Consider the following 23,603-nt stretch of genomic DNA (forward strand, 5'->3'; position numbering starts at 1 on the left):
GAACGGCGGGGGCGGGTGTCCGGGGCCCCGGGGTTCCGGGTCCACCCGGGGCTGCCCGGGGAGGGCCGGTTCAGCCGGCCAGGGCGGCGCGGCCGGCCAGCACCACGGCGGTGTGCCGGGCGACGCGCTCGCCGAGGTGCTCGGCGGTCGCGATGTCGGCCTTGTGGACGGCTTCCGGGCCGGCGTCGGACGGGGAGGAGGCGGCGGCGCCGCCGAAGAAGCCGAGGCGGTTGAGGTCGTTCTCGGAGGCGGTGGTGGCGTTCCAGCCGGGCTTGAGGCCGAGGTTGACCCAGTTCATGCCGTGCTGGGCGGCGAGGGTCTGGAAGTAACCGAGGGTGCTGCCCTTGTCGCCGCTCTTGGAGGCGGAGTTGGTGAAGCCGGCGGCGACCTTGTCCTTCCAGGCGTCGGTGAACCAGCGCTTGCTGGTGGCCTCGGCGAAGACGTGGAAGGCGCCGGAGGCGGTGCCCATGTAGGTGGGGGAGCCGAAGACGATGGCGTCGGCGGCGTCCAGCTGGGCCCACTGCTCGTCGGTGATGGTGTCGACGGCGATGGTGACGACCTCGGCGCCCGCTGCGGCGGCGCCGCGGGCGACGGCTTCGGCGATCACGGCGGTGTGGCCGTAGCCGGAGTGGTAGGCGAGGGCGACGGTCGGACGGATGACGCTCATGCGGGCTCTCCTGGGAGGGGCGGGCGCGGGCCGGCGGGGCCGGAACGGTGGCGTGGGGACGGACCGGGGGCAGGACGCGGTGAGGCGGCCCCGATCCGTCTAGGTCTCCAATATAGACCAGGTCTCTATTAGTTACCAAGGGTGGATCGGAGACCGCGGGGCTACCCTGGAGGGCATGACGACGGAGGAAGCGACCCGGGCCCGGGCGGGGCAGTGCGAGGAGCCGCAGGCGCGCGAGGAGTCGGCGGAGCGGACGGGGGAGGGGGCGGCGGAGCAGGGCTACGACGTGTTCGCCCAGCTCTGCCCCAGTCGTGAAGTGTTCGCCGAGCTGGCCGACAAGTGGTCGTTGCTGATCCTGATGAGCCTCGCCCTCTGCGGGCCGCAGCGCTTCTCCGAACTCCAGCGCGGGGTCGGCGGGGTCAGCCGCAAGATGCTCACCCAGTCGCTGCGCAACCTGGAGCGCAGCGGCCTGGTGCTCCGCACGGTCTTCCCGGAGACGCCGCCGCGCGTGGTCTACGACCTGCTGCCGCTCGGCCGGGAGCTGGCCGAGCTGGTCGCCCCGCTCGGCCGGTGGACGGAGCACCGGGCCGGCCGGATGATGGCGGCCCGCGAGGAGTTCGACGCGGCGCACGCCCGGGGGTGAGGTCTCCCGGGCGGGCGTGCGGCTGCCCGGGCGGGATCGATTTCCCTTCCGGGCGCACGGCCGTGTAATGTCTTCCTTGTTCGACCGGCCCGGTGAAAACCCGGCAAGCCCCTATAGCTCAGTCGGTAGAGCGTCTCCATGGTAAGGAGAAGGTCTGCGGTTCGATTCCGCATGGGGGCTCAACTGAAGGACCCCTGCCTCACGGCGGGGGTCTTTCGCGTTTCCGCTGACGGCCTGCCGCGATGGCCTGCCGCGACGGGCTGGCGGGTCGGGTACGGAATGCGCTGTGATGGTGCGTCATCGGCCGTCCGCCCGAGGGGTGCGGACGCGAGCCGGACCCCGACCGGGAGGGTGTCATGGGCGTTCGACTCGTGGTGGTCGACGACCACCGGCTGTTGGCCGAGGCGCTGGCCACCGCACTCCAACTCCGTGGCCACCGGGTGCTCGCGGTCGGGTCCCCGGCCGGTGTCGCCGCCGACCTGGTGACCGGGCGGCGGCCCGAGGTGTGCCTGCTGGGAGTGGCCGCGCCGGGGGAGCCGGGCGCCTTCGAGGGGCTGCGCCGGATCCGCCGGGAGCGGCCCGAGGTGGCCGTGATCGTGCTCGGACCGGTGGGTGAACTGCGCGGTGTGGCCGCGGCGTTCGCGGCCGGCGCGGCGGGGTACGTGCCCAGCGACGAGCGGATCGAAGTGGTCGAGCGGGCCATCGGGCGGGCCCGGGCGGGCGAGGCCGCGGTCGCGGTGGACATCCTGCGCGGAGCCTTCGACCAACTGCTGCGCCCGGCCGCCGAACCGGACGACGAGGCCGTCCGGCTGCTGCGGCTGCTGACCCGGCGTGAGGTGCAGGTGCTGGCCCGGATCGCGGACGGCGAGGACACCGCGGCGATCGCCGCCGGGATGCGGATCGCCGCCAGTACCGCCCGGACGCACGTCCAGCGGGTGCTGATGAAGCTCGGCGCGCGGACCCGCCTGGAGGCGGCCGCGGTGGCGGCGCGCACCGGCCTGCTGGAGCGGATGTCCGGAGGCTGAGGGCGTCGGGGAGGGCGGCCGCGGAGGGGCCGGCGAGCCCGTCGCTGAGCCCGTCGCCGCGCCCGTCGCGGAGGGCGTCGGGGCGGCGGCCGGACGCGGGCGGGATGACCGGCGGCTGAGGACTTGGTGAAGAGCGTGCGAGCGGCCACCCGCATGGTCCTGAGCACTCCGGCGGGTTGGGAGAATGGCCGCAGTCGTACGCATTCCGTCGATGGCCCCCGGATCGGGCGGACCATCGCCCGCTGGAGGTCTCAACATGAGTAAGTACCTGGTCACGGGTGGCGCCGGCTACGTCGGCAGCGTGGTGGCCGCCCACCTGCTGGAGGCGGGGCACCAGGTGACCGTCCTGGACGACCTCTCGACCGGCTTCCGCGAGGGCGTCCCGGCCGGTGCCGAGTTCGTCGAGGGCCGGATCCAGGAGGCCGGCGAGGTGCTCGACGGCTCCTTCGACGGCGTGCTGCACTTCGCCGCCTCCTCGCAGGTCGGCGAGTCGGTCGTGGACCCGGAGAAGTACTGGCGCAACAACGTGGCCGGTTCGCTGGAGCTGATCAGCGCGATGCGCGCGGCCGGCGTGCGCAAGCTGGTGTTCTCCTCCACCGCCGCCACCTACGGCGAGCCGGAGGCCGTGCCGATCGCGGAGACCGCCCGTACCGCGCCGACCAACACCTACGGCGCCACCAAGCTCGCCGTGGACCACCTGATCACCAGCGAGGCCGTCGCGCACGGCCTGGCCGCCGTCTCGCTGCGCTACTTCAACGTGGCCGGCGCGTACGGCGTGTACGGCGAGCGGCACGACCCCGAGTCGCACCTGATCCCGCTGGTCTTCCAGGCCGCGCTCGGGCAGCGCCCGCACATCGCGGTGTACGGCGACGACTACCCGACCCCGGACGGCACCTGCATCCGCGACTACATCCACGTCGCGGACCTGGCCGACGCCCACCTGCTGGCGCTGGGCGCCGCCAAGCCGGGCGAGCACCTGATCTGCAACCTGGGCAACGGCAGCGGCTTCTCGGTGCGCGAGGTGATCGAGTCGGTCAAGCGCGTCACCGGCCGGGAGATCCCGGTGCAGGTCGCGGGGCGTCGTGCCGGTGACCCGGCGGTGCTGGTGGCCTCGGCCGCCCGCGCCCACGAGGCGCTGGGCTGGACCCCGCGCCGCCCGAACCTGGACGACATCGTCGCCGACGCCTGGAAGTTCACCCTGGAGAAGAACGGCCGGTAGTCCGGCCCGGCGCACCGGCGCACCGGCGCACCGGCCGCCCAGCGCGGCCCGGTGGCTGCCCGACGACGGTCGGGCGCACAAGTCCGTCCTCTCACGCACCTTCTGACGAAACTTCACCAAATCGCCACGAGGGCGATTCCCGACCCCGTACGCTGAGTTCGGTACCGGTGGGGGCCGGCGCCCTTTCCACCGGCCACCGGTGGGCGGGCGGAGCGGTGGGTCCGGAACGCGGACGCCGGGCCGTTCCCCGCTCCCGGGCTCGGGCGGTCTGAGCAGGGGGAGGGACGATGGGGCGGATTCGCGTCCTGGTGGTCGACGACCACCGGATCTTCGCCGAAGCACTCGCCGCGGCGCTCGCCGCCGAGCCCGACGTGGAGGTGGGCGCGGCCGGCAGCGCGGCCGCCGCAGAGCGGGCGCTGGAACGCGCCGCCGCCGAGGGCCGGCCCTACGACGTGGCACTGATCGACGCCGACCTCGGGGCGGGCGGGGCGGGAGCGGTCGGACCGCCGGGGGCGGCTCCGCCGACGGCCCGCAGACGGCCCGGACCGGAGCCCGCCGAGGACGCCAGGCGCCGGGCGTCCCCGCCCGTACCGCCGCCGCGACGGCCGGCAGTACCGCCCGGGGCGCCCTCCCCGCTGTCGGCCGCGGTGCCGGGCGCACCGCCCGGCGGCACCCGCCCGGGGGCGGATCCGCTCCGGCCCGACCACCTCAGACCTGCCGCCCCGCCGCCCGACGGCATCACCCTGCTGGCCCGCCTCCGCCGCGCCCACCCCGGGCTGCGCGCCGTCGTGCTGGCCACCGCCGACGACCCGCACCGCGCCGCCCGCGCCCTGCACGCCGGTGCCACCGGGTGGGTGGCCAAGGAGAGTTCACTGGCCCGGCTGCTCGCCGTGGTCCGGGGCGTACTGCGGGACGAGACGCACCTGCCGCCCGCACTGCTCACCGGGGTGATCCGCGAGCTCACCACCGCCCGGCGGGACCGCACCGAGAGCGAGCGGCTGGTGGACACCCTGACCCCGCGGGAGAAGCAGATCCTGCGCTGCATGGTCGCGGGTCTGGGCCGGCAGGCCGTCGCGGAGCGGCTCTACCTGTCACCGCACACCGTCCGGACGCACATGCAGAACGTGCTCGGCAAGCTCGGGGTGCACTCCACACTGGCCGCCGTCGCGGTCGCCCGCCGGGCCGGGGTCAGCCCCGCCGATCATCAGGCCGTGCCGCCGCCGTCGGTGGCGGCCACCGTCGAGCGTTCGTGACGCCGGGTCGAGGGTGACGTCGGCCGGGGAGCCGGCAGCGGGTCGAAGGTGACGGCCGGTCGGCCGCGGGTCAGCCCGGGATGTTGTCGAACGGGGCGATCAGCAGCCGCAGCAGTGTGGCGAGTTCGGTCTGCTGGCCGGAGCTGAGCTGGGCGAGCAGTTCGCGTTCGTGCGCGAGGAGTCCGGCGAGTGCCTGGTCGGCGCGGTCGCGGCCGTCGTCGGTGAGCCGGACCAGCACGCCGCGCCGGTCGTCCGGGTCGGGCAGCCGCTTGACCAGGCCCTTGCCGGTGAGCCGGTCGATCCGGTTGGTCATGGTGCCCGAGGTGACCAGGGTCTGGGTGAGCAGCTGGCCGGGGGAGAGCTGGTAGGGGGAGCCGGCCCGCCGCAGGGCGGTGAGGACGTCGAACTCCCAGGGCTCCAGGCCGTGCTCGGCGAAGGCGGTGCGGCGGGCGCGGTCCAGGTGCCGGGCGAGCCGGCTGACCCGGCTGAGCACCTCCAGCGGCTCCACGTCGAGGTCGGGGCGCTCTCGGCGCCATGCTGCGACCAGCCTGTCGACCTCGTCCTCCATGACGATCAGTGTATCGGTGGATGTGTCGATGTGAAGTCTCTTGACATCGAGAAATATGCCGACGAGGCTGCACCGAGATATCTTGATATCGAGATACTTGCGAGGTTGACCATGACCACCCCCGTCTGGGACCCGGCGCAGTACGTGCGCTTCGTCGACGAACGCACCCGCCCGCTGCGCGACCTGCTCGCCCGCGTCCCCGTCCTTCCGCACCCCGGCGAGGAGACGATCCTCGACATCGGCTGCGGCCCCGGAAACTCCACCGCCGTCCTGCGCGAACGCTGGCCGCACGCCCGCCTCACCGGCGTCGACAACTCCGCGCCGATGCTCGCCACCGCTCGCACCGAGGGCGAACCCACCGCCGACTACGTGCTCGCCGACGCCCGCGACTACGACCCGGCCCCGGTCCGCCCCGACCTCGTCGTCTCCAACGCGGCCCTGCAGTGGATGAACCCGTCCGAGCCCGAGCCCCGACGGGGGCACCCCTCGCCCACGGCGGGCGAGGAGGGGCAGGCCGGCGGCCACCTCGGCATCGTCCGGCGCTGGGCCGCCGCCGTGCGCCCCGGCGGAGCCGTCGCCCTCCAGGTCCCCGGCAACTTCGACGCCCCCAGTCACACCCTGCTCGCCGACCTGCGCCGCAGCGCCCGCTGGCGGGGCACGCTCGGCGAGGACGCCGTCCGCGCCGGCGTCCACCCGCCCGAGCACTACCTCGACGCCCTCGTGGGCGCCGGCTGCCACCCGGACGTCTGGGAGACCACCTACCTCACCGTGCTCCCCGGGCCGGACCCGGTCCTGGAGTGGGTCAAGGGCACCGCGCTGCGCCCCGTCCTGACCCTGCTCGCCGATCCGGCCGACCGGGCCGCCTTCCTCGCCGAGTACGGGCGGCTGCTGCGCGAGGCCTACCCGTCCGGGCCGTCCGGGACGGTCTTCCCGTTCCGGCGGATCTTCGCGGTGGGGACCAAGCGGTAGGGATCAAGCGGTAGGGATCAAGCGGTGGGGGTCAAGGGGTGAGGATCAAGCGGTGGGGACCAAGCGGTGGGGGCCGGACGGCCGCGGGAGTACGCGGCGGGGCTCAGCCCCTGCGGTCGCCGACCAGCCTCGGGTGCCGCTCCAGGCCCTCCAGCCCGTGCCAGGCGAGGTTCACCAGGTGGGCCGCCACCGTCGCCTTGTCCGGCTTGCGGACCTCCAGCCACCACTGCCCGGTCAGCGCGACCATGCCGACCAGCATCTGCGAGTACATCGGGGCCAGCCGCGCGTCGAAGCCGCGCGACTTGAACTCCAGGCCCAGGATGTCCTCCACCTGTGTGGCGATGTCGCTGATCAGCGAGGCGAAGGTGCCGGTCGACTGGGCCACCGGCGAGTCCCGGACCAGGATCCGGAAGCCGTCCGTCGAGGTGTCGATGTAGTCCATCAGCGCGAAGGCGGCCTGTTCCAGCAGCTCGCGCGAGTGTCCGCCGGTCAGTGCCCCCGTCACCATGTCCAGCAGCAGCTGCATCTCGCGGTCCACCACCACCGCGTAGAGGCCCTCCTTGCCGCCGAAGTGCTCGTACACGACGGGCTTCGACACCCCGGCGCGCTCGGCGATCTCCTCCACCGAGGTGCCGTCGTAGCCGCGCTCCGCGAAGACCGTCCGGCCGATCTCCAGCAGCTGCTCGCGGCGCTGCTTGCCGGTCATCCTGACCCGGCCGCCCCGGCGGCGCGGGGCCGGGCCGCCGGTGCTCCGGTCCGCGGCCCCGTCGGCGGTGCCGCCCTTCGGTGCAGCGGACCGCGGACGGGCCGGCGCCGTAGCGGGCGCCGCGTCCGTCCGCGTGCTGTGGTGACCGCCTGTGGTGTCTGCGCTGCTCCCGTTCACCCCTACATCATGCTGGAAGCGCCGCCTCATGCGGCGCGGCGGGCGGCGATCCGCTGCGCGTCCGGCCAGCGGACGTCCCGGACCCAGCCGGCCAGCTCGAACCAGCGGATCAGCCGGGCCGAGGAGTCGATCTGCCCGCGCAGCACCCCGTGCCGGGCCGCGGTCGGGTCGGCGTGGTGCAGGTTGTGCCAGGACTCGCCGCAGGAGAGGACCGCGAGCCACCAGACGTTGCCGGAGCGGTCCCGGGAGCGGAAGGGGCGCCGGCCGACGGCGTGGCAGATCGAGTTGATCGACCAGGTGACGTGGTGCAGCAGTGCCACCCGGACCAGCGAACCCCAGAAGAAGGCGGACAGCGCGCCCTGCCAGGACAGCGTCACCAGGCCGCCGACCAGCGGGGGGATCAGCAGCGAGATGGTGGTCCAGAGCCAGAACAGCCGGGAGATCCGCCTTATGGCCGGGTCGCGGACGAGGTCCGGGGCGTACTTGATCTGCGAGGTCTGCTCCTCGTCGAACATCCAACCCATGTGCGCCCACCAGAGGCCCTTCATCAGCGCCGGGACGCTCTCCCCGTAGCGCCAGGGCGAGTGCGGGTCGCCGTCCTTGTCGCTGAAGCGGTGGTGCTTGCGGTGGTCGGCGACCCAGCGCACCAGCGGGCCCTCGACGGCGAGGCTGCCGGCGATCGCCAGGGCGAGGCGCATCGGGCGGCCGGCCTTGAAGGCGCTGTGGGTGAAGTAGCGGTGGTAGCCGACGGTGATGCCGTGGCAGGTCAGGAAGTACAGGGAGACGGTGATCGCGACGTCCGTCCAGCCCAGCCCCCAGCCCCAGGCCACCGGTACGGCGGCCAGCAGGGCGGCGAACGGCACGAGGATGAACAGCCCGAGCGCGGCCCGCTCGGCCAGGCCCTGCTTCTCCCCGCCACGGGTGGCGGACAGCTGCGTGGCGGCGGTGTCGGGATCGGGAGACGGAGTGCGGGGCGCGGCGGTCCCCGCGCGCGCCTCGCCGGCCTGGATGGTCATGGGCGTCCCTTTGCGGCGTCCCGGAACGGGAGAGGAGCGGAGCCTACGTCGGCGTAACCTACGGCATCGTAGGTTGTGCGCCGCGTCCTGGGGAACACACCGCCGCGCGGCGCTTGAGTGAATTCACCCGACTGGATGGCTGAACCCGGGGCCCCGCGAGTTCGCCCGGGGAGCACGGATCCGGGCCCTGCGGATCGGTGCAAGTCGATACCCACGGCGGGGTCCGCTCGGGTAGGGTCTGACACGACTGTCCGCCGTGGTGTAATGGCAGCACAGGGCCCTTTGGAGGCCTTTGTCTGGGTTCGAATCCTAGCGGCGGAGCCTTTGCACGCCTCTGGTTCGGGCGTCTTCCACCGCGCCGGTATTGTCGGTGCTGCTCGGCGGACTGTGCGTATGGCGACCGGCCTGGGTCCCGGCCGGGCCTGCTCTGCCCTCTCTGTGAACCTACCGAGGAGCCTCCCCGCATGGGTGCCAATTCGCTTGCCGCCGTTGTCGTGCTCGCCGCCGGTGGCGGGACCCGGATGAAGTCGAACAAGCTGCCCAAGGTCCTGCACGAGGTGTGCGGGCGGTCGCTGGTGGGTCACGCGGTCGCGGCGGCCGGGGAGCTGACGCCGGAGCAGCTCGTGGTGGTCGTCGGGCACCAGCGCGAGCAGGTCCAGGAGCACCTGACGGAGCACTACCCCGCGGCGCGGACCGCCGTGCAGGAGCAGCAGAACGGCACCGGTCACGCGGTGCGGACGGCGCTGGAGGCCCTGGCCGCCGACGGCGCGGTGCTGAACGGCACCGTCATCGTCACCGCCGGCGACTCGCCGCTGCTGACCGGGTCGACGCTGCGCCGGCTGGCCGACGCCCACACGGCCCAGCAGAACGGCGTCACCGTGCTGACCGCCGTGGTGCCGGAGCCCTACGGCTACGGCCGGATCCTGCGCGACGAGGACGGCACGGTCGCCTCGATCGTCGAGGAGCGGGACGCCAGCGCCACCCAGCGCGCGATCGCCGAGATCAACTCGGGCGTCTTCGCCTTCGACGCCGAGCTGCTGGTCGAGGCGCTGGCCGAGCTCACCACGGACAACTCGCAGGGCGAGGAGTACCTGACCGACACCCTGGAGATCCTGCGCAAGGCCGGTCACCGGGTGGGCGCCGTGGTCGCCGAGGACCACCGGGACATCCTGGGCATCAACGACCGGGTCCAGCTGGCGCAGGCCCGCCGGCTGCTGAACGACCGCCTGCTGGAGCGGGCGATGCGCGCGGGCGTCACCGTGGTGGACCCGGCGACCACCTGGATCGACGTGCAGGTGACCTACGAGCCGGACGCCGTGGTGCTGCCCAACACCCAGCTGCAGGGCGGCACCCACCTGGCCGAGGGCTGCGAGGTCGGCCCGAACTCGACCCTGAAGGACACCCTGATCGGCGCCGGCGCCCGTGTGAGCAACACCACGGCCGACCGCGCCGAGGTCGGCGAGCTGGCCACCGCCGGCCCGTACGCCTACCTGCGTCCGGGCGCGAAGCTGGCCCGCAAGGCGAAGGTCGGCACCTACGTCGAGATCAAGAACTCCGAGCTCGGCGAGGGCGCCAAGGTGCCGCACCTGTCGTACATCGGCGACGCGACGATCGGCGAGGGCACCAACGTCGGCGCGGCCTCGGTCACCGTCAACTACGACGGCGTGAACAAGCACCGCACCGTCATCGGCGCGCACTGCCGCACCGGCTCGGACAACATGTTCATCGCCCCGGTGACCATCGGTGACGGCGCCTACACCGGCGCCGGCTCGGTGATCACTGCCGACGTACCGGCGGGCGCGCTCGGCGTGAGCCGCGCGAACCAGCGCAACATCGAGGGCTGGGTCGAGCGCAAGCGCCCGGGGACCTCGTCGGCGCAGGCCGCGAAGGCCGCGACGGACGGCGCCCCGGAGGCCTGACGCACCGGGCGGGAGTCCGGGGTCCGGTCCCGGGGCGGACGCTTTCTGCGCGGGCGCGTAACCTTGGGGACATACGTGCGCCACTGGGCTTACCGCCCGTGTCCAGGCGTACCGACAATTCCCCGACCCCGTACTGCGCGTGGGCCTCGCCTGCCCGCATCGGGTCGAGGATTCAGCGTCCGCAACGCGAGGAGACGGTGCAGTGAGCGGGATCACGACGTCGGGTGAGAAGAAGCTCAAGCTCTTCTCCGGCCGTGCCCACCCGGAACTGGCGAGGGAGGTGGCCGAGGCGCTCGGGACCGAGCTGGTCCCCACCAAGGCCCTGGACTTCGCCAACGGGGAGATCTACGTCCGCTTCCTGGAGTCGGCCCGCGGCGCGGACTGCTTCGTGATGCAGAGCCACACGGCTCCCATCAACCAGTGGATCATGGAACAGCTGATCATGATCGATGCTCTGAAGCGGGCCTCCGCCAAGAGCATCACCGCGATCCTGCCGTTCTACGGGTACGCCCGCCAGGACAAGAAGCACCTCGGCCGCGAGCCCATCTCGGCCCGGCTGGTCGCCGACCTGCTGCGCCAGGCCGGCGCCGACCGCCTGATGGCCGTGGACCTGCACACCGCGCAGATCCAGGGCTTCTTCGAGGGCCCGGTCGACCACCTGTTCGCGCTGCCGTTGCTGGCCGACTACATCGGCGAGAAGGTGGACCGGTCCAAGCTGACCGTCGTCTCGCCGGACGCCGGCCGGGTCAAGGTGGCCGACCAGTGGTGCGACCGCCTGGACGCCCCGCTGGCGATCATCCACAAGCGCCGCGACATCACCCAGGCCAACACCATCCTGTCGGCCGACGTGGTCGGTGACGTCGAGGGCCGGGTCTGCGTCCTGGTCGACGACATGATCGACACCGCCGGCACGATCTGCGCCGCGGCCGACGCGCTGTTCGAGAACGGCGCCGCGGACGTCCTGGTGGCCGCCACCCACGGCGTGCTCTCCGGCCCGGCCGCGGACCGGCTGAAGAACTCGCGGGTCAGCGAGTTCGTGTTCACCAACACGCTGCCCACCCCGGCGCAGCTCCAGCTGGACAAGATCACCACGCTGTCCATCGCCCCGTCGATCGCGGCCGCGATCCGCGAGGTGTTCGAGGAGGGCTCGGTCACGAGCCTCTTCGAGGGCGTGCACTGACGAAGCCCGCGCAGGCGGCCCCGGTCCCGGAAGGGCCGGGGCCGCCGCCGATTTCGCGCCGGGCGGCAGGAGCGGTTAGACTCGTGAAACTGCTCGGCGAGGGATGCCGTGCGCCTGCTCGACGGGCGCCCGCTCCGTGATCGACGCGCTGCCGGTGCCGGATTCCCGTCCGCCGGCAGGCCGTTGCCGCCGAGTGACCCCCGAACGTACTGAGGGTGTGGTCCCGGCGGTTTTTCGCGTTGCCTGCACCCCCGCGCCATTTTCACGAGGAGTGCAGTCGTGTCCGAGATCCGTATTGCCGCTGAGACCCGCACCGAGTTCGGCAAGGGTGCCGCCCGTCGCGCCCGCCGCGCCGGCTTCGTCCCGGGTGTCGTCTACGGCCACGGCCACGCCCCGGTTCACCTGAACCTGCCCGGCCACGACCTGATGATGGCCCTGAAGACCCCGAACGCCCTGCTGGTCGTCCCGATCGAGGGCAAGGACGAGTACGTGCTGCCGAAGGCCGTCCAGCGCGAGGCCATCAAGCGCAGCATCGAGCACGTCGACCTGCTCCTGGTCAAGCGCGGCGAGAAGGTCACCGTCGAGATCCCGGTCCTCACCGAGGGCGAGCTGGCCCCCGGCGGCAACCTGCTCGAGCACGTGCTGAACGCCCTGCCGATCGAGGCCGAGGCCACCCACCTGCCCGAGTCCGTCACCGTCTCGGTCGAGGGCCTGGAGGCCGGTGCCTCCATCCACGCCAAGGACATCGCCCTGCCGGCCGGCGTCACCCTGGCCGTCGAGGCCGACGCCGTCGTGCTGCAGGTCATCGGCGCCCAGGCCGCCCCGGTCGAGGACGAGGCCGCCGAGGCCGAGGGCGCCGAGGCCTGAGCCTCGCCCCTGAAGAGCTGAGACCGCTGCCCCGGTCGCTCCCGCTGGAGCGGCCGGGGCAGCGGTGTGTCCGGGATGATGACGTCGAGCGTGAAGGCGAGGAGTGAGGGCGCTATGGCGGACGAGTACGAGGGCCCCTGGCTGGTGGTGGGCCTGGGCAACCCGGGCGAGCAGTACGCCCGGAACCGGCACAACATCGGGTTCATGGTGGTGGACCTGCTGGCGCAGCGGATGGGCGCCAAGTTCAAGGCGCACAAGAGCCGGGCGCAGGTGGCCGAGGGGCGGCTGGCGGGCAAGCGGGTGGTGCTGGCCAAGCCGATGTCCTTCATGAACCTCTCCGGCGGCCCGGTGACGGCGCTGCGCGACTTCTACAAGGTGCCGGCCGCCGCGCTGGTCGCGGTCCACGACGAGCTGGACGTCGACTACGCGGCGCTGCGGCTGAAGCTGGGCGGCGGGGACAACGGCCACAACGGGCTGAAGTCGATCACCAAGTCGCTCGGCCCCGAGTACCACCGGGTGCGCTGCGGGATCGGCCGCCCGCCGGGCCGGATGGAGGTCGCGGACTTCGTGCTGAAGGACTTCTCCTCGACCGAGCGCAAGGAGCTGGAGTGGTTCGTGGACCGCTCGGCCGACGCGGTGGAGGCGCTGCTGTCCGAGGGGCTGGAGCGCGCCCAGGGCACGTACAACTCCTGAACGTCCGTCAACACGGTGCGCCGGGTACGCAACAGTCGTACAACGCTTGACCGGCCAAACCTGAATCCGTGTGAGAAGCCTGTGCGGGATCGGATAGCGTCGGCCCGGTACGCGAACGAGTCCTGGGGAGTTCTCGATGCGGAGTTTGGGTCCGGTCCGCCCACTGCGGCGGACCCGGGGGGTCCGGCTGAAACAGCTCGGACGGAAGGTCGGTACGGCTGGTGCGCTGGGAGCGGCAGGGGTGCTGCTGTCCGGTGCCGCGGTGGCGCACGCCGACCCGGTGGCGGAGCCGGATCCGCTGATCGCCCCGGAGCCGGCGGCGGCGCAGCCGGTGCTCGGTGAGTCGATGGGCCCCGACGCGGGCCTGCTGGCCGTCGGCGGCGGCCTGGTGGTGGCGGCCGGCGGCGCGGCGCTGTGGCTGAAGCGCAGGCGCGCGGGCGAGCCCGCGGAGTAGTGACGAGTCCTCAGGGGCCGGTGTCCACGGTGGTGGGCGCCGGCCCTTCGTCGTGCCCGCCCTTCGTCGTGCCCGCCCGGGTGTCATCCGTTTCCGGCGTGCCGGGCGTCGTGAGGGTATGAAGCGCGAATCGATGCGCCCGGGGGGCTCCGGGTCCGATCCGTTCGACGAGTTCGTCGCGGCTCGGTACCAGGCCCTCCTACGGGGGGCGTACCTGATCACCGGGGACGTCCATGACGCCCGGGACCTGCTGCACGACGCGTTGGCGCGGGTCTACCCGAAGCGGACGGCGATCCGGGACGCGCGGGCGGCCGAGGCGTACGTGCGGACGACGATGGTCCGCACCCACGTCTCGCGGTGGCGACGGACCCGGCGCGAGGTCCTCACGGCCGTGCTGCCGGACTCGCCGGGGGCGCCGGTGGCCGAGCACGACGAGCAGCTGGCGGCGGCGATGCGGACGCTGCCGCCCCGGCAGCGGGCGGTGGTCGTGCTCCGCTACTACGTCGACCTGCCGGTGGCGCAGGTCGCGCAGGAGCTCGGCTGCTCGGTGGCCACGGCGAAGACGCATCTGGCGCGGGCGATGAAGACGCTCCGGCAGGAGCTGGCACCGGCGAAGGAGATGGTGGGTCATGGCGGCTGAACGGCCGGAACAGCCGGACGGGTTCGAGGAGGAGCTCGCCGTCCGGCTCGGCACACGGGCGGGGTCGGTGGCCGGCAGTGCGCCGCTGGCGGCGCTGCGGGACGCCGGGCGGCGGCGGGCGCGGTGGCTGACCGTGCTGCGGGGGACGGCCGCGGTGGTGGTGCTGGCAGCCGGGGTGGGGATGCTGAGCCGGCTGGGCGACGGCGGGGGCCCGGGAGGCGTGGAGCACCGCCCGCCCGCGGGCGCGGCCAGTCCGACGCCCGGGGTGTCGGCCTGGAACGAGGTGGGCCCGGTCGTGGCCTGCGAGGGGCCGACGTCGCTGCGGACCCCGGGCTGGCACGATCGCTCCGTCTCGCCGTCGTCGGGCCTGTCGTCGTCGGGCCTGTCGTCGTCGGGCCCGTCGTCGTCGGGAGGTCCGACCGGGGGCCGGTCCTCGTCGGGTTTCCCGTCGACCGGCTCGCCGTCGAGCGGTGGTCCGTCGACGGGGTTCCCGTCGGGTGGTGTCCCCTCGACCGGGTTCTCGTCGGGCGTCTCGCCGTCGACCGGGTTCCCGGCGGCCCGGCCGACGTCCTCGGGCCCGTCGTCCCCGTTGTCGTCCGCGCAGCTGATCCGGCTCGATCTGGCGCGGGCGGGTGAGGCCGTCGACAGGGTGGCGAACACGGGCTACCGGGACCACTACTTCGGCAGCTGCCGGGACGCGGAGACCGGCACGCTCTACGTGATGCGCGTTCCGGGCAGCGCTCTGGACGCCGCGGTGGCCGGCGCGGCGGCCGACTGGCCCTCGGTGAAGCTGCAGTTCACCGATGCCGCGGCCTCGCGCGACGAGCAGGAGGTCCTGGTGGGCAGGATCGACGGGGACCGCGCGTACTGGCAGTCCGAGGGCGTGGAGATCGGGTCCGTGGTGGTCGGCGGCGACGGTGCCGGAGTGGTGGTCGGCACCCCCCAGTGGGAGTCGGCCGGGGCACGGATCAAGGCGAGGTACGGCCCGCTGGTGGTCGAGGTGCGCTAGCGGACCCCGCGGACCCCGCGGAACGTGCAGGGGCCGACGGCACGCGCCGTCGGCCCCTGTCGGCGTGCCCCGGGTCAGCCGGTGTTGCGCAGACCGGCGGCGATGCCGTTGACGGTCAGCAGCAGCGCGCGGGCGCGCAGCGGGTCGTCGTGGCGGCCGGCCTCGACCTCCTCGCGCTGGCGGCGCAGCAGCGCGACCTGGAGGTAGGAGATCGGGTCGAGGTAGGCGTCGCGGACGGCGAAGGTCTGCTTCAGCACCGGGTTGTGCTCCAGGAGTTCGCTCTCGCCGGTGAGCCGGAGCACCTGGCGCAGGGTGAGGGCGTGCTCGTCCTTGATCTGGTCGAAGACGTGGCGCAGTTCGCCGGGCACCAGCTGCTCGACGTAGTGGCTGGCGATCCGCAGGTCGGTCTTGGCCAGCGTCATCGCGACGTTGGACAGGAAGTTGCGGAAGAAGTGCCACTCGCCGTACATCTCGTCCAGCACGTCGCCCAGGCCCGCCGCGCGGGCGGCGGCGAGGCCGGAGCCGACGCCGTACCAGCCGGGGACGATCTGGCGGGACTGGGTCCAGCCGAAGACCCACGGGATGGCCCGCAGGCCGTCCAGGCCCGCGCCGGAGTCGGGGCGGCGGGACGGGCGGGAGCCCAGGTGCAGCGAGGCGAGCTGGTCGACCGGGGTGGCGGCGAAGAAGTACTTCGGCAGGTCCTCCTGCTCGACCAGGCCGCGGTAGGCGGTGTGGGCGGCCTCGGAGACCTGGTCCATCGCGGCGTCCCAGCGGGCCAGCGACTCGGGGGCCTGGCGCGGGGCGGTGTGCAGCGCCGAGGCCGAGAGGGTGGCGGAGATGGTCAGCTCCAGGTTCTCCCGGGCGAGGGAGGGGAGCAGGTACTTGTCGGAGATGACCTCGCCCTGCTCGGTGACCTTGATCTCGCCCTCCAGGGTGCCCCAGGGCTGGGCCAGGATGGCCTCGTGCGAGGGGCCGCCGCCGCGGCCGACGGTGCCGCCGCGGCCGTGGAAGAGGCGCAGCCGGATGCCGTAGCGGTGGGCGACGTCGCGCAGCCGGCGCTGGGCGCGGTGGATCTCCCACTGGGAGGTGGTGATGCCGCCGAACTTGGAGGAGTCCGAGTAGCCGAGCATGACCTCCTGGATGTCCCCGCGCAGCGAGACGAGCAGGCGGTAGGAGGGGTCGGAGAGCATCTCGTCGAGGATGCGGTCGGCCTGCTGGAGTTCGTCGGTGGTTTCCAGCAGCGGCACGATGCCGATCTTGGCGATGCCGGCGTGCAGGTCGATCAGGCCGGCCTCGCGGGCCAGGACGGTGGCGGCGAAGACGTCGTCGGCGCCCTGGCACATCGAGATGATGTAGCTCTCGACGATCTCGTCGCCGAAGCGCTCGAAGCCCTCGCGGATGGTGTTGAAGACGCCGAGGGTCTTGGTGCCGGCCTCGTCCAGCGGGGCCGGGGTGGGGGCGAGCGGGCGGCGCGAGCGGAGCTCCTTGGCGAGCAGCTTCTGCCGGTACTCGCGCGGCATGTCGGCGTAGCGCCAGGCCTCCTCGCCGAGGCGGTCGAAGAGCTGGCCGAGGGCGTGGTGGTGGGCCTCGGCGTGCTCGCGCACGTCCATGGTGGCGAGTTGGAGGCCGAAGGCCTCGATGGTGCGGATGGCGCGGGCGAGGCGGCCGTCGGCGATGAGCTCGCCGCGGTGGGAGCGCAGCGACTCCTGGATCAGCCGCAGGTCGGCGACGAGCTCGCGGGTGCCGAGGTAGTCGCGGCCCTCGACGTGCGGGGTGCCGCCGGCCAGGCGCTCGCGGGTGTTCTCCAGCTTGAGCCGGATGCAGGTGGCCTTGAGGCGGTAGGGCTCCTCGGCGTTCATCCGCTTGTAGCGCGGGCTGAGTTCGGGGAGCACGTGCAGGTCGGTGTTGAGCGAGGCGAGCAGTTCGACGGAGGCGCCGGCCAGCCGCTCGGAGGTGGAGAGGGTGTTGCGCAGGTCGTCGATGGCGTCCAGCGCGTCCTTGATGCCGTACTCGTGCTGGAGGTTGAGGACGTCCCAGGTGACCTGCGGGGTGACGTTGGGGTTGCCGTCGCGGTCGCCGCCGATCCAGGTGCCGAAGGTGAGCGGGCGGACGCCGTCGGGCAGGGTGAGGCCGACCCGGGCGAGTTCCTCCTGGAGTTCCTCCAGGACCTCGGGGACGGCCTCGCGGTAGAGCTCGTCCAGGTAGTAGACGGCGTTGCGGGCCTCGTCGGTGGGCTCGGGGCGGGCGATGCGCAGCTCGTCGGTCTGCCAGAGCAGGTCGATGACCTCGGCGAGGCGGCGGTCGGCGGAGCGCTTGGCGCTGCTCGTGCGGGCCGGGTCGGCGGCGACGAGGCCGGAGGCGAGCTCCTCGCGGTGGATGCGGTCGAGGAGTTCGCCGATCCGGCGCAGCTTGTTGAGGACGCTGCGGCGGGCGGCCTCGGTGGGGTGCGCGGTGAAGACGGGGCGGACCGCGAGGTGGGCGAGGGTGTCCTGGAGGTGCTTGGGGTCGGCCTCGGCGAGCTGGTCGGCGGTCTGCGCGAGGAGCGAGCCCTCCCGGGCGCGGCGGGTGGCGAACTCGCGGCCGCGGTGCACCTGCTCGGTGACGTTGGCGAGGTGGAAGTAGGTGGAGAACGCCCGGACCAGCTTGGCGGCGGTGTCCAGGTCGATGCCGGACAGCAGTTCGGCGGTGGCCTCGCCGTCGGTGCGGCTGAGCAGGCGGACCTGTTCGACCAGGCCCAGCAACTGGGGGCCTTCCTGGCGGACCAGCGTCTCGCCGAGCAGGTCGCCGAGGCGGCGGATGTCCGCCCGCAGGGCTGCGTTGTCAGCGACGACGGGCGTGGGGCTGTCCGCCGGGTTGGGGACCGGAGCGGTCACGGCTGGCTCCCTGTGGTGGTGGGGTTCGGCAACGGCTCATCGTCACAGGTCCACAGGCGTGTGGCGGGTGTGACGCGTGCGGACCGCGCTGTCCGACGCGACCAGCATAGGTGTCGGGGCGTGCCCTGTCCGCGAGGTGGCCGGATGGCGGACAGCGCCGCCGAGGGGCGCCTGTGGTCTGGACCACTTGGCGGACCCGGGAGGTGTGCCGGACAATCCCGGTGGGGAGGGGTGGGGGTTGCCGCATAGTCTGTCGGACATGAGCAAGTCGCCTGGGGAGCGCGCGCCGGACCGGTCGTTCTGGTGGTGGAAGCGGCCGCGCAGCGCCTTCCTGGACATCGGGCTGGCCCTGCTCGCCGCGCTGGAGTGCGCGGTCAGCACGATCGCCTTCCTGTCCGCCCGGGTGGACCTGACCACCGCGGGCAAGGTCGGGATCGCGGTGCTCGCCACGCTGGCCGGCGGATCGCTGGTGCTGCGCCGGCGCTGGCCGGCCGTCCCGGTGCTGGTCACCCTGGTCGCGATGCCCGGGATGCTCGGCGTGCTGCTGCTGGTGGTGGCGCTGTACACGCTGGCGGAGACCTGGGAGTGGCCCTCGCGGCGCTGGCGGGTGGTGGCGCTGTCCGCGCTGGCCTTCGCCGAGGCGGTCGCCGTGATGATGGTGTCGATGCTGACCCCCGGCGACTCCGGGGCGGAGCCGCCGCCGCTCTGGGGCCAGGTGCTGATAGCCGTGCTGGTCGCGGTCGGGCTGACCGTCCCGCCGGTGGTGACCGGTCTGTACGTGGGCGCGCGGCGCCGGCTGATCGAGTCGCTCAAGGACCGCGCGCACGGCCTGGAGACCGAGCTGGACCTGCTGGCCGAACAGGCCCAGGAGCGGGCCCGCCGGGCCCGGCTGGAGGAACGCACCCGGATCGCCCGGGAGATGCACGACGTGGTGGCGCACCGGGTGTCGCTGATGGTGGTGCACGCCGGGGCGCTGGAGCGGATCGCCGGCAAGGACCCGGAGAAGGCCGCACAGAGCGCCAAACTGATGGGCGAGGTGGGCCGGCAGGCGCTGAACGAGCTGCGCGAGATCCTCGGCGTCCTGCGGATGGACGACGAGCGGCCGCCGGAGCCGGACTCGCTGGCCGGGCTGCCGCGGCTGGTGGACCAGTCCCGGGCGGCCGGGATGGCCGTGACGCTGACGGTCAGCGGCAGCCGGCAGGAGTTCACCGGCGAGGCCGAGCAGACCGCCTACCGGGTCGTCCAGGAAGGGCTGACCAACGCGCACAAGCACGCGGGCGGCGCACAGGTGTCGGTCCTGCTGGCGTACGCGCCGAACGGGGTACGGGTCAGCGTGGTGAACGCCTGCCCCGGCGGGGAGCGGGGCGCGGCCCAACTGCCCAGCGGGGGCAACGGGCTGGTCGGGATGCGCGAGCGGGTGATCGCCCTGGGCGGCACCTTCTCGTCCGGGCCGGAGGCGGACGGCGGGTTCCGGGTCGAGGCGGTGCTGCCGTCCCGGCTGGCGGTACGGGCCGAGCGGCTGCGGTAGCCGTCGGCCGTTCCCGGTGCCGTTCGTGCCGACGGGTGCCCCGGCGGCCGGCGGCCGTTCTGGCGGGGCACCCCCGGCCGGTGTTCTCCGGTCGGTCTTCCTCCGGCCGGTCTTCCGGTGCCCGGTGCCCGAAGCCCGGTGCCCGAAGCCCCGGTGCCCGCCGGCCTCTCAGTAGCCGTCGGCCGTGCGCAGCCGTTCCGGAGCGGTGCCCAGCACCAGGGCGGTGATCGCCTGGTCGATGCCGTGGCCGAGGAACCACTCGCCGGTGTGGTCCAGGCTGTAGACCCGGCCCTCCTCGTCGACGGCCAGCAGCGCCTGCCCGTACGCCTCCTCGCCGAGCGGGGCGACCTGGACGCCCAGCGCCCGGCCGAGGTCGAGCAGGGTCCGGGGCTGGTGCAGGCCGCACAGCGGGTCGATCAGGAACGGGGTGCGGGCCAGCTGGCGGCCAGGACCGGACAGGTCGAAGGCGAGGCCGCCGAACTCGGCCCAGGCCTCCACCGCCGCCGGGAACACCGCGTGCCGCGCGCCGGTGGGCTCGCCGTGCCCGACCAGGGTGTCGGCCCACTCCTCGGCCTGCTGCATCTCCCAGCGGCCGGGGTGCCAGCCCGCCGACTTGAGTTCGGCGGCGACGTCGGCGGGGAAGCGCGGGCGGGTCCGCCCGGCGGCGCCGGTGGCCTGGTCGCCGGCGGCGGTCAGGGTGGCCGGCGGGGGTGGGGGCGGGCTGGGCGGGTTCAGGGCGGACTCCTGGGCTCGGGGACGGGGGACGGACCGGGCCGGCACTCGGCCGGTCAGCGCGAGGGGGGCCCGATGGCCACGCTCTGCACGGTGAAGTGCTCCAGCATCGGGGCGCAGGAGCGGCACGGCGGGGCGTGGGTGCCGTGCGCCGGATCACCCTCCTCGCGGATCCGGACGGTCGTCATCCGGGCGCCCTTGAGTGCCTTGCGCGCCTCGTGCAGGCTCATCGGCTTGCGGGCGGCGCGCTTGGAGCGTCGGCCGTCGACCGCGGTCAGGTACTGGGAGAGCAGGACGGCCTCCGGGCAGCGGCCGGTGAACCGCTCGCGGGCCTCCAGCGGCACGGTGTCCAGGAAGCCGGTGACCAGGTGGTGCAGGACCGGGCGCCGCTCGTCCTTGCCGCCCGCCAGGGTGTGCACCTCGCCGCCCTTGAGCGACAGCGCGGCGGCGACGGCGGGCAGCAGGCTGTCGCGGTGGTGGCGCAGCACGGGCGGGTCCGCCGGCTCACCGCTGGTCATCCGTCGTCCTCCTCCTCGTTGCCCGGTGTCGGCCGGAATGGCCCGGCCGGTCCTGGCCAAGCCTGTCAAACGACACCGACATCCGTACAACCGGGGTGCGGCGGCGACGGATACCGGGCGGATCGGACGGGCACCCGCCCGATGCTGGCGGAACGCGCTCCGCCGCGTCCTGACTTGTCCGCTGATGTACCGAAACCCCCTCCGGCCCGGACGGCGGCCGGTACCGTTCCGGCGGCGGGCCGGGGGAGCGAGGGCGGCGCGGCCGCCACCCCGGGGTCGTCGGCCGGGCCGACTCCGGTGCCCGCGGCGGACGTTGAGGCCTCCCGGTGCCGCCCGTGCGGCCCGCCCGCAGCCCGCGTCCCGTCAGCCGGGGCGCCGTGCCGGGCCGTTCCCGGCCGCCGGACCGGCCGTCCACGAACCACTCGGCCGCCCCGCACCCGCGCCTCGTCGGGGCGCGGCGGGAGCGGGTGGCGCGGGCGCCGGGCGGACCGTGGCGGGCCGGTCCGTTCCCGCGCGGCTTCTCCACAAAGCCGGGGGTCCGGGCCTCGAGGGGACCCCCTAGGCTGGTGCCAGCAAGCACCGAGTATTTGCAGCAGCCAGTGGGGGCTCCCAGATGACGACAGGTCGGCCCGGCGTCGCCGCCGCACCGAACGCGGCGTACGCAGGTCAGGTGGTGCAGTTCCCGGATCCGGTCCGTGCCGAGCGGCACCCCGCCGGGGTCAGCGTGGACGAGTACGGCTACCCGGACTTCGGCCCGTACGCGGCCGCCGCGGCCGAGGTCGCCGACCCGCCGGACGGCTTCGGCGTGGACGAGCTGCGACTGACCGACTACGTCTCGGCCAACGCCGCGCTCTACACCCAGGGCCACCCGCTCTGGGCCGACCTGGACACCGCCGTGGCCACCCCGCCCGGCTGGACCTGGCACCACGCGGTCGGCGGCGCGGCCCCCGGCTGGCGCCGGATGGAACTCGTCCCGGTCGAGGTCAAGGCACTGCTGCGGCACCACGGCGGCCTGGCCACCTCCGCCGCCGACCACACCCGCCGCGGCACCCGCCCGCTGCAGGAGCGCCGGCCCGTCCACTTCTCGCTGGCCAAGGACGGCGGCGACCCGATCGGCGTCGCCGAGGACCTGGTCCAGCGCGCCGAGGAACGCCTCGGCTACCGGCTGCCCGGTGCCTACCGCACCTTCCTCAAGCTCGGCGGCGGCCGCGGCCCCGTCGGAGTGGCGCTGGACACCGACCTCGGTCTGCTGCTCGACCAGCCGTTCCTGACCCTCACCGAGGAGTACGGCACCGAGGACGTCGTGTACGCCAACAAGTGCCTGCGCGACCACCTCACCAAGGACTTCCTGGCCGTCGCCTACGCGCAGGGCGGCCTGGTCGCGCTCAAGGTGCGCGGCGAGCGGACCGGTTCGGTCTGGTTCCACCTGTACGACGATGCCCGCGACTCCGGTGCCCCGGAGGCCCCGGAGGACCGCTGCGCCCGGCTGCTGCTGCCCTGTGGCGAGAACTTCGACGACTTCCTGCTGCGGCTGGCCGGCAGCCCGCCGGAGCTGGAGACGGTCGCGGAACTGATGGTGGACGGCGGGTTCGCCCGGGCCGTCCCGGTGGGCTGATGCACGGGGACGCGGCGATGGCGGTGGTGCTGGTGGAACGGGGGACGACGAGGATGCGGACAGGGGTGAACCGGGCGTGGTGACGTACGCGCAGGCGCAGGAGCTCGCCGAGGAGTGGATCAACGGCGGGGTGCCGCGCTCGCAGCAGCGCGAGGTGCGGGTCCGGGAGTTCGACCTGGGCTTCGTCTGCTGGGCGATGCCGCCCGGGGACGGCGCCGGGGACGGGGCCGCGGGCCCGGACGGCCCGGGCGGTGGCCCGGGTTCGGGCGGGTCCGGCTCGGGTGAGGCGCGGCTGGTGATCGCGCGGGACTCGGGCGCCAGCACGCTCTGGCCCGCGCTGCCCGTCAACGAGGTCGTCCGGCAGTTCGAGGAGGTCTACGGGCGGCCGGTCGCGGCCAACCCGGCCGGGGCGGCGAAGCCCGCGCCCGGGCCGGTGGAGGCGACGTCCTTCCTGCTCAGCCCGCCGCAGTGGCTGCAGGAGGCGGGGGCCGCGGCGATCGCGGCGGAGGCGGAGCGACTGGGCGCCGGTGCGCCTGCGCCCTTGCCTGCTGCCGCGCCGACGCCTGCCGCGCCGACGCCCGCTGCGCCCGTGCCTGCTGCCGCGTCGGCGCCCGCGCCGGTTCCCGGGCCCGCCGAGGACCCGTTCGCCCTGCCGGTGCCGCCCGCGCCCGCCGTGCTGACCGAGCCGCCGGTCTCCGACCGTCCGGCCGGGGACGCACCGACCATGCTGGCCCCGCCGCCCGACGTCGCGCCGCCGGTCATCGTGCCGCCGGTCATCGCGCCGCCGCAGCCGGGCACCGCCGTCCCCCTGCCGCCGCCCGTCGAGCCGGTCGCGCCGTTCGCACCGCCGTTCGCACCGCCCGCCGGGCCGCCCGCCGGGCCGCTCGCAGGGCCGTCGGCCGGCGCCGAGGCGGCGACCGTCCTGATGCCCGACGGGCTGCGGACCACCGGGTCGGACCGGCCCGACGCGCCCGCGCCGGCCGGCGCCGAGGCCGCGACCATGCTGATGCCGCCGGCGAGCGGCGGCTACGGCGTGCCCCCGGTCCCGCCGTCCGCCGTCCAGCCCCCGGCCGCCCCGTCGGCCCAGGCACCCGCTCCCACCCCGGCCGTCGAGCCGGCGCCGACGCTGCTCGCGCCGCCGGACGCCGTGCCCGGGCTGATGGGCCTGCCGGGTGCCCCGGCCGCCGCGCCCGGTGCGCCGGTGGAGCACGCGCCGACCATGCTCGCCCCGCCCGGGGGAGTGCCCGGCCTCGCCGGTCTGCCCGGCGCCCCGGCTGCCGCGCCCGGTGCGCCGGTGGAGCACGCGCCGACCATGCTCGCCCCGCCCGGGGG

At 74.1% G+C, this 23,603-nt stretch carries 21 protein-coding genes, 2 tRNA genes and 1 pseudogene; 17 read left to right on the forward strand and 7 right to left on the reverse strand.

Annotation, left to right across the window (positions count from 1 at the left end):
• Nucleotides 1–70 precede the first annotated feature (70 nt).
• Nucleotides 71–667 carry a flavodoxin family protein gene (locus ACFV0O_RS19875; RefSeq protein WP_380343313.1) on the reverse strand — a complete coding sequence of 199 codons (597 nt, stop codon included), beginning with the start codon at nucleotides 665–667 and terminating at the stop codon, nucleotides 71–73.
• Nucleotides 668–842: 175 nt separating this feature from the next.
• Between ACFV0O_RS19875 and ACFV0O_RS19880 the strand changes: the two genes are divergently transcribed.
• From ACFV0O_RS19880 to ACFV0O_RS19900, 5 genes are all read left to right on the forward strand, one after another.
• On the forward strand, nucleotides 843–1,310 hold the full coding sequence (locus ACFV0O_RS19880) for a winged helix-turn-helix transcriptional regulator (RefSeq protein WP_380343316.1): 468 nt from the start codon (nucleotides 843–845) through the stop codon (nucleotides 1,308–1,310).
• Between the two features lie 107 nt (nucleotides 1,311–1,417).
• Nucleotides 1,418–1,490, forward strand: a tRNA-Thr gene (locus ACFV0O_RS19885).
• Between the two features lie 176 nt (nucleotides 1,491–1,666).
• The gene (locus tag ACFV0O_RS19890; RefSeq protein ID WP_380343319.1) at nucleotides 1,667–2,335 is read left to right on the forward strand and encodes a LuxR C-terminal-related transcriptional regulator; all 669 of its coding nucleotides are present in this window, start codon (nucleotides 1,667–1,669) and stop codon (nucleotides 2,333–2,335) included.
• Nucleotides 2,336–2,591: 256 nt separating this feature from the next.
• Nucleotides 2,592–3,554, forward strand: coding sequence for a UDP-glucose 4-epimerase GalE (gene galE, locus ACFV0O_RS19895; RefSeq protein WP_360259304.1), 963 nt, complete (start codon nucleotides 2,592–2,594; stop codon nucleotides 3,552–3,554).
• A gap of 287 nt (nucleotides 3,555–3,841) precedes the next feature.
• Entirely contained in the window at nucleotides 3,842–4,807 is a 966-nt protein-coding gene (locus ACFV0O_RS19900; protein WP_380343322.1) for a LuxR C-terminal-related transcriptional regulator, read from the forward strand.
• Between the two features lie 70 nt (nucleotides 4,808–4,877).
• Here the strand turns inward: ACFV0O_RS19900 and ACFV0O_RS19905 are convergent, their stop codons facing one another.
• A complete protein-coding gene (locus ACFV0O_RS19905; protein WP_380343324.1) occupies nucleotides 4,878–5,375 on the reverse strand; it encodes a MarR family winged helix-turn-helix transcriptional regulator in 498 nt (165 codons plus the stop codon).
• A 111-nt stretch (nucleotides 5,376–5,486) separates the two neighbouring features.
• On the opposite strand from ACFV0O_RS19905, the gene ACFV0O_RS19910 reads away from it, so the two are divergent.
• Complete coding sequence (locus ACFV0O_RS19910; protein ID WP_380343355.1) at nucleotides 5,487–6,344, forward strand: methyltransferase domain-containing protein; 858 nt, start codon at nucleotides 5,487–5,489, stop codon at nucleotides 6,342–6,344.
• Between the two features lie 103 nt (nucleotides 6,345–6,447).
• Here ACFV0O_RS19910 and ACFV0O_RS19915 read toward each other — a convergent pair whose 3' ends face one another.
• Complete coding sequence (locus ACFV0O_RS19915) at nucleotides 6,448–7,050, reverse strand: TetR/AcrR family transcriptional regulator (protein WP_360259311.1); 603 nt, start codon at nucleotides 7,048–7,050, stop codon at nucleotides 6,448–6,450.
• A gap of 203 nt (nucleotides 7,051–7,253) precedes the next feature.
• Entirely contained in the window at nucleotides 7,254–8,243 is a 990-nt protein-coding gene (locus ACFV0O_RS19920) for an acyl-CoA desaturase (RefSeq protein WP_380343327.1), read from the reverse strand.
• Between the two features lie 250 nt (nucleotides 8,244–8,493).
• On the opposite strand from ACFV0O_RS19920, the gene ACFV0O_RS19925 reads away from it, so the two are divergent.
• The 8 genes from ACFV0O_RS19925 (at nucleotide 8,494) to ACFV0O_RS19960 (ending at nucleotide 15,005) form a co-directional block, all read left to right on the forward strand.
• Nucleotides 8,494–8,564 (forward strand) — tRNA-Gln (locus ACFV0O_RS19925).
• Between the two features lie 143 nt (nucleotides 8,565–8,707).
• Entirely contained in the window at nucleotides 8,708–10,162 is a 1,455-nt protein-coding gene (glmU, locus tag ACFV0O_RS19930) for a bifunctional UDP-N-acetylglucosamine diphosphorylase/glucosamine-1-phosphate N-acetyltransferase GlmU (RefSeq protein WP_380343329.1), read from the forward strand.
• A gap of 202 nt (nucleotides 10,163–10,364) precedes the next feature.
• Nucleotides 10,365–11,342 (forward strand): ribose-phosphate diphosphokinase, encoded by a 978-nt coding sequence (locus ACFV0O_RS19935; protein ID WP_380343332.1) that lies wholly within the window; start codon nucleotides 10,365–10,367, stop codon nucleotides 11,340–11,342.
• A gap of 279 nt (nucleotides 11,343–11,621) precedes the next feature.
• A complete protein-coding gene (locus ACFV0O_RS19940; RefSeq protein WP_380343335.1) occupies nucleotides 11,622–12,209 on the forward strand; it encodes a 50S ribosomal protein L25/general stress protein Ctc in 588 nt (195 codons plus the stop codon).
• Nucleotides 12,210–12,323: 114 nt separating this feature from the next.
• Nucleotides 12,324–12,902 (forward strand): aminoacyl-tRNA hydrolase, encoded by a 579-nt coding sequence (gene pth, locus ACFV0O_RS19945; protein ID WP_360259323.1) that lies wholly within the window; start codon nucleotides 12,324–12,326, stop codon nucleotides 12,900–12,902.
• Nucleotides 12,903–13,143: 241 nt separating this feature from the next.
• Nucleotides 13,144–13,356: a hypothetical protein gene (locus ACFV0O_RS19950; protein WP_360259325.1), complete on the forward strand. Its 213-nt coding sequence runs from the start codon at nucleotides 13,144–13,146 to the stop codon at nucleotides 13,354–13,356.
• A 118-nt stretch (nucleotides 13,357–13,474) separates the two neighbouring features.
• Nucleotides 13,475–13,996 carry a SigE family RNA polymerase sigma factor gene (locus ACFV0O_RS19955; RefSeq protein WP_380343338.1) on the forward strand — a complete coding sequence of 174 codons (522 nt, stop codon included), beginning with the start codon at nucleotides 13,475–13,477 and terminating at the stop codon, nucleotides 13,994–13,996.
• The gene (locus ACFV0O_RS19960) at nucleotides 13,986–15,005 is read left to right on the forward strand and encodes a hypothetical protein (RefSeq protein WP_380343341.1); all 1,020 of its coding nucleotides are present in this window, start codon (nucleotides 13,986–13,988) and stop codon (nucleotides 15,003–15,005) included. The genes ACFV0O_RS19955 and ACFV0O_RS19960 overlap by 11 nt, the downstream gene beginning before the upstream one ends.
• Before the next feature lie 74 nt (nucleotides 15,006–15,079).
• Here the strand turns inward: ACFV0O_RS19960 and ppc are convergent, their stop codons facing one another.
• Nucleotides 15,080–17,878 (reverse strand): phosphoenolpyruvate carboxylase, encoded by a 2,799-nt coding sequence (gene ppc, locus ACFV0O_RS19965; protein ID WP_380343343.1) that lies wholly within the window; start codon nucleotides 17,876–17,878, stop codon nucleotides 15,080–15,082.
• 259 nt (nucleotides 17,879–18,137) lie between these two features.
• Between ppc and ACFV0O_RS19970 the strand changes: the two genes are divergently transcribed.
• On the forward strand, nucleotides 18,138–19,406 hold the full coding sequence (locus ACFV0O_RS19970) for a sensor histidine kinase (RefSeq protein WP_380343346.1): 1,269 nt from the start codon (nucleotides 18,138–18,140) through the stop codon (nucleotides 19,404–19,406).
• A 168-nt stretch (nucleotides 19,407–19,574) separates the two neighbouring features.
• Here ACFV0O_RS19970 and ACFV0O_RS19975 read toward each other — a convergent pair whose 3' ends face one another.
• Complete coding sequence (locus ACFV0O_RS19975; protein ID WP_380343358.1) at nucleotides 19,575–20,102, reverse strand: SUKH-3 domain-containing protein; 528 nt, start codon at nucleotides 20,100–20,102, stop codon at nucleotides 19,575–19,577.
• 92 nt (nucleotides 20,103–20,194) lie between these two features.
• On the reverse strand, nucleotides 20,195–20,656 hold the full coding sequence (locus ACFV0O_RS19980) for a YwqJ-related putative deaminase (RefSeq protein WP_380343349.1): 462 nt from the start codon (nucleotides 20,654–20,656) through the stop codon (nucleotides 20,195–20,197).
• Between the two features lie 613 nt (nucleotides 20,657–21,269).
• Here ACFV0O_RS19980 and ACFV0O_RS19985 point away from each other — a divergent pair.
• Entirely contained in the window at nucleotides 21,270–22,271 is a 1,002-nt protein-coding gene (locus ACFV0O_RS19985; RefSeq protein WP_360259340.1) for an SMI1/KNR4 family protein, read from the forward strand.
• A gap of 76 nt (nucleotides 22,272–22,347) precedes the next feature.
• Nucleotides 22,348–23,603: pseudogene (locus tag ACFV0O_RS19990) on the forward strand (hypothetical protein); the annotation flags it as partial.

The sequence above is a fragment of the Kitasatospora sp. NPDC059577 genome (assembly GCF_042735475.1).
In the GTDB taxonomy this organism is placed as follows: domain Bacteria; phylum Actinomycetota; class Actinomycetes; order Streptomycetales; family Streptomycetaceae; genus Kitasatospora.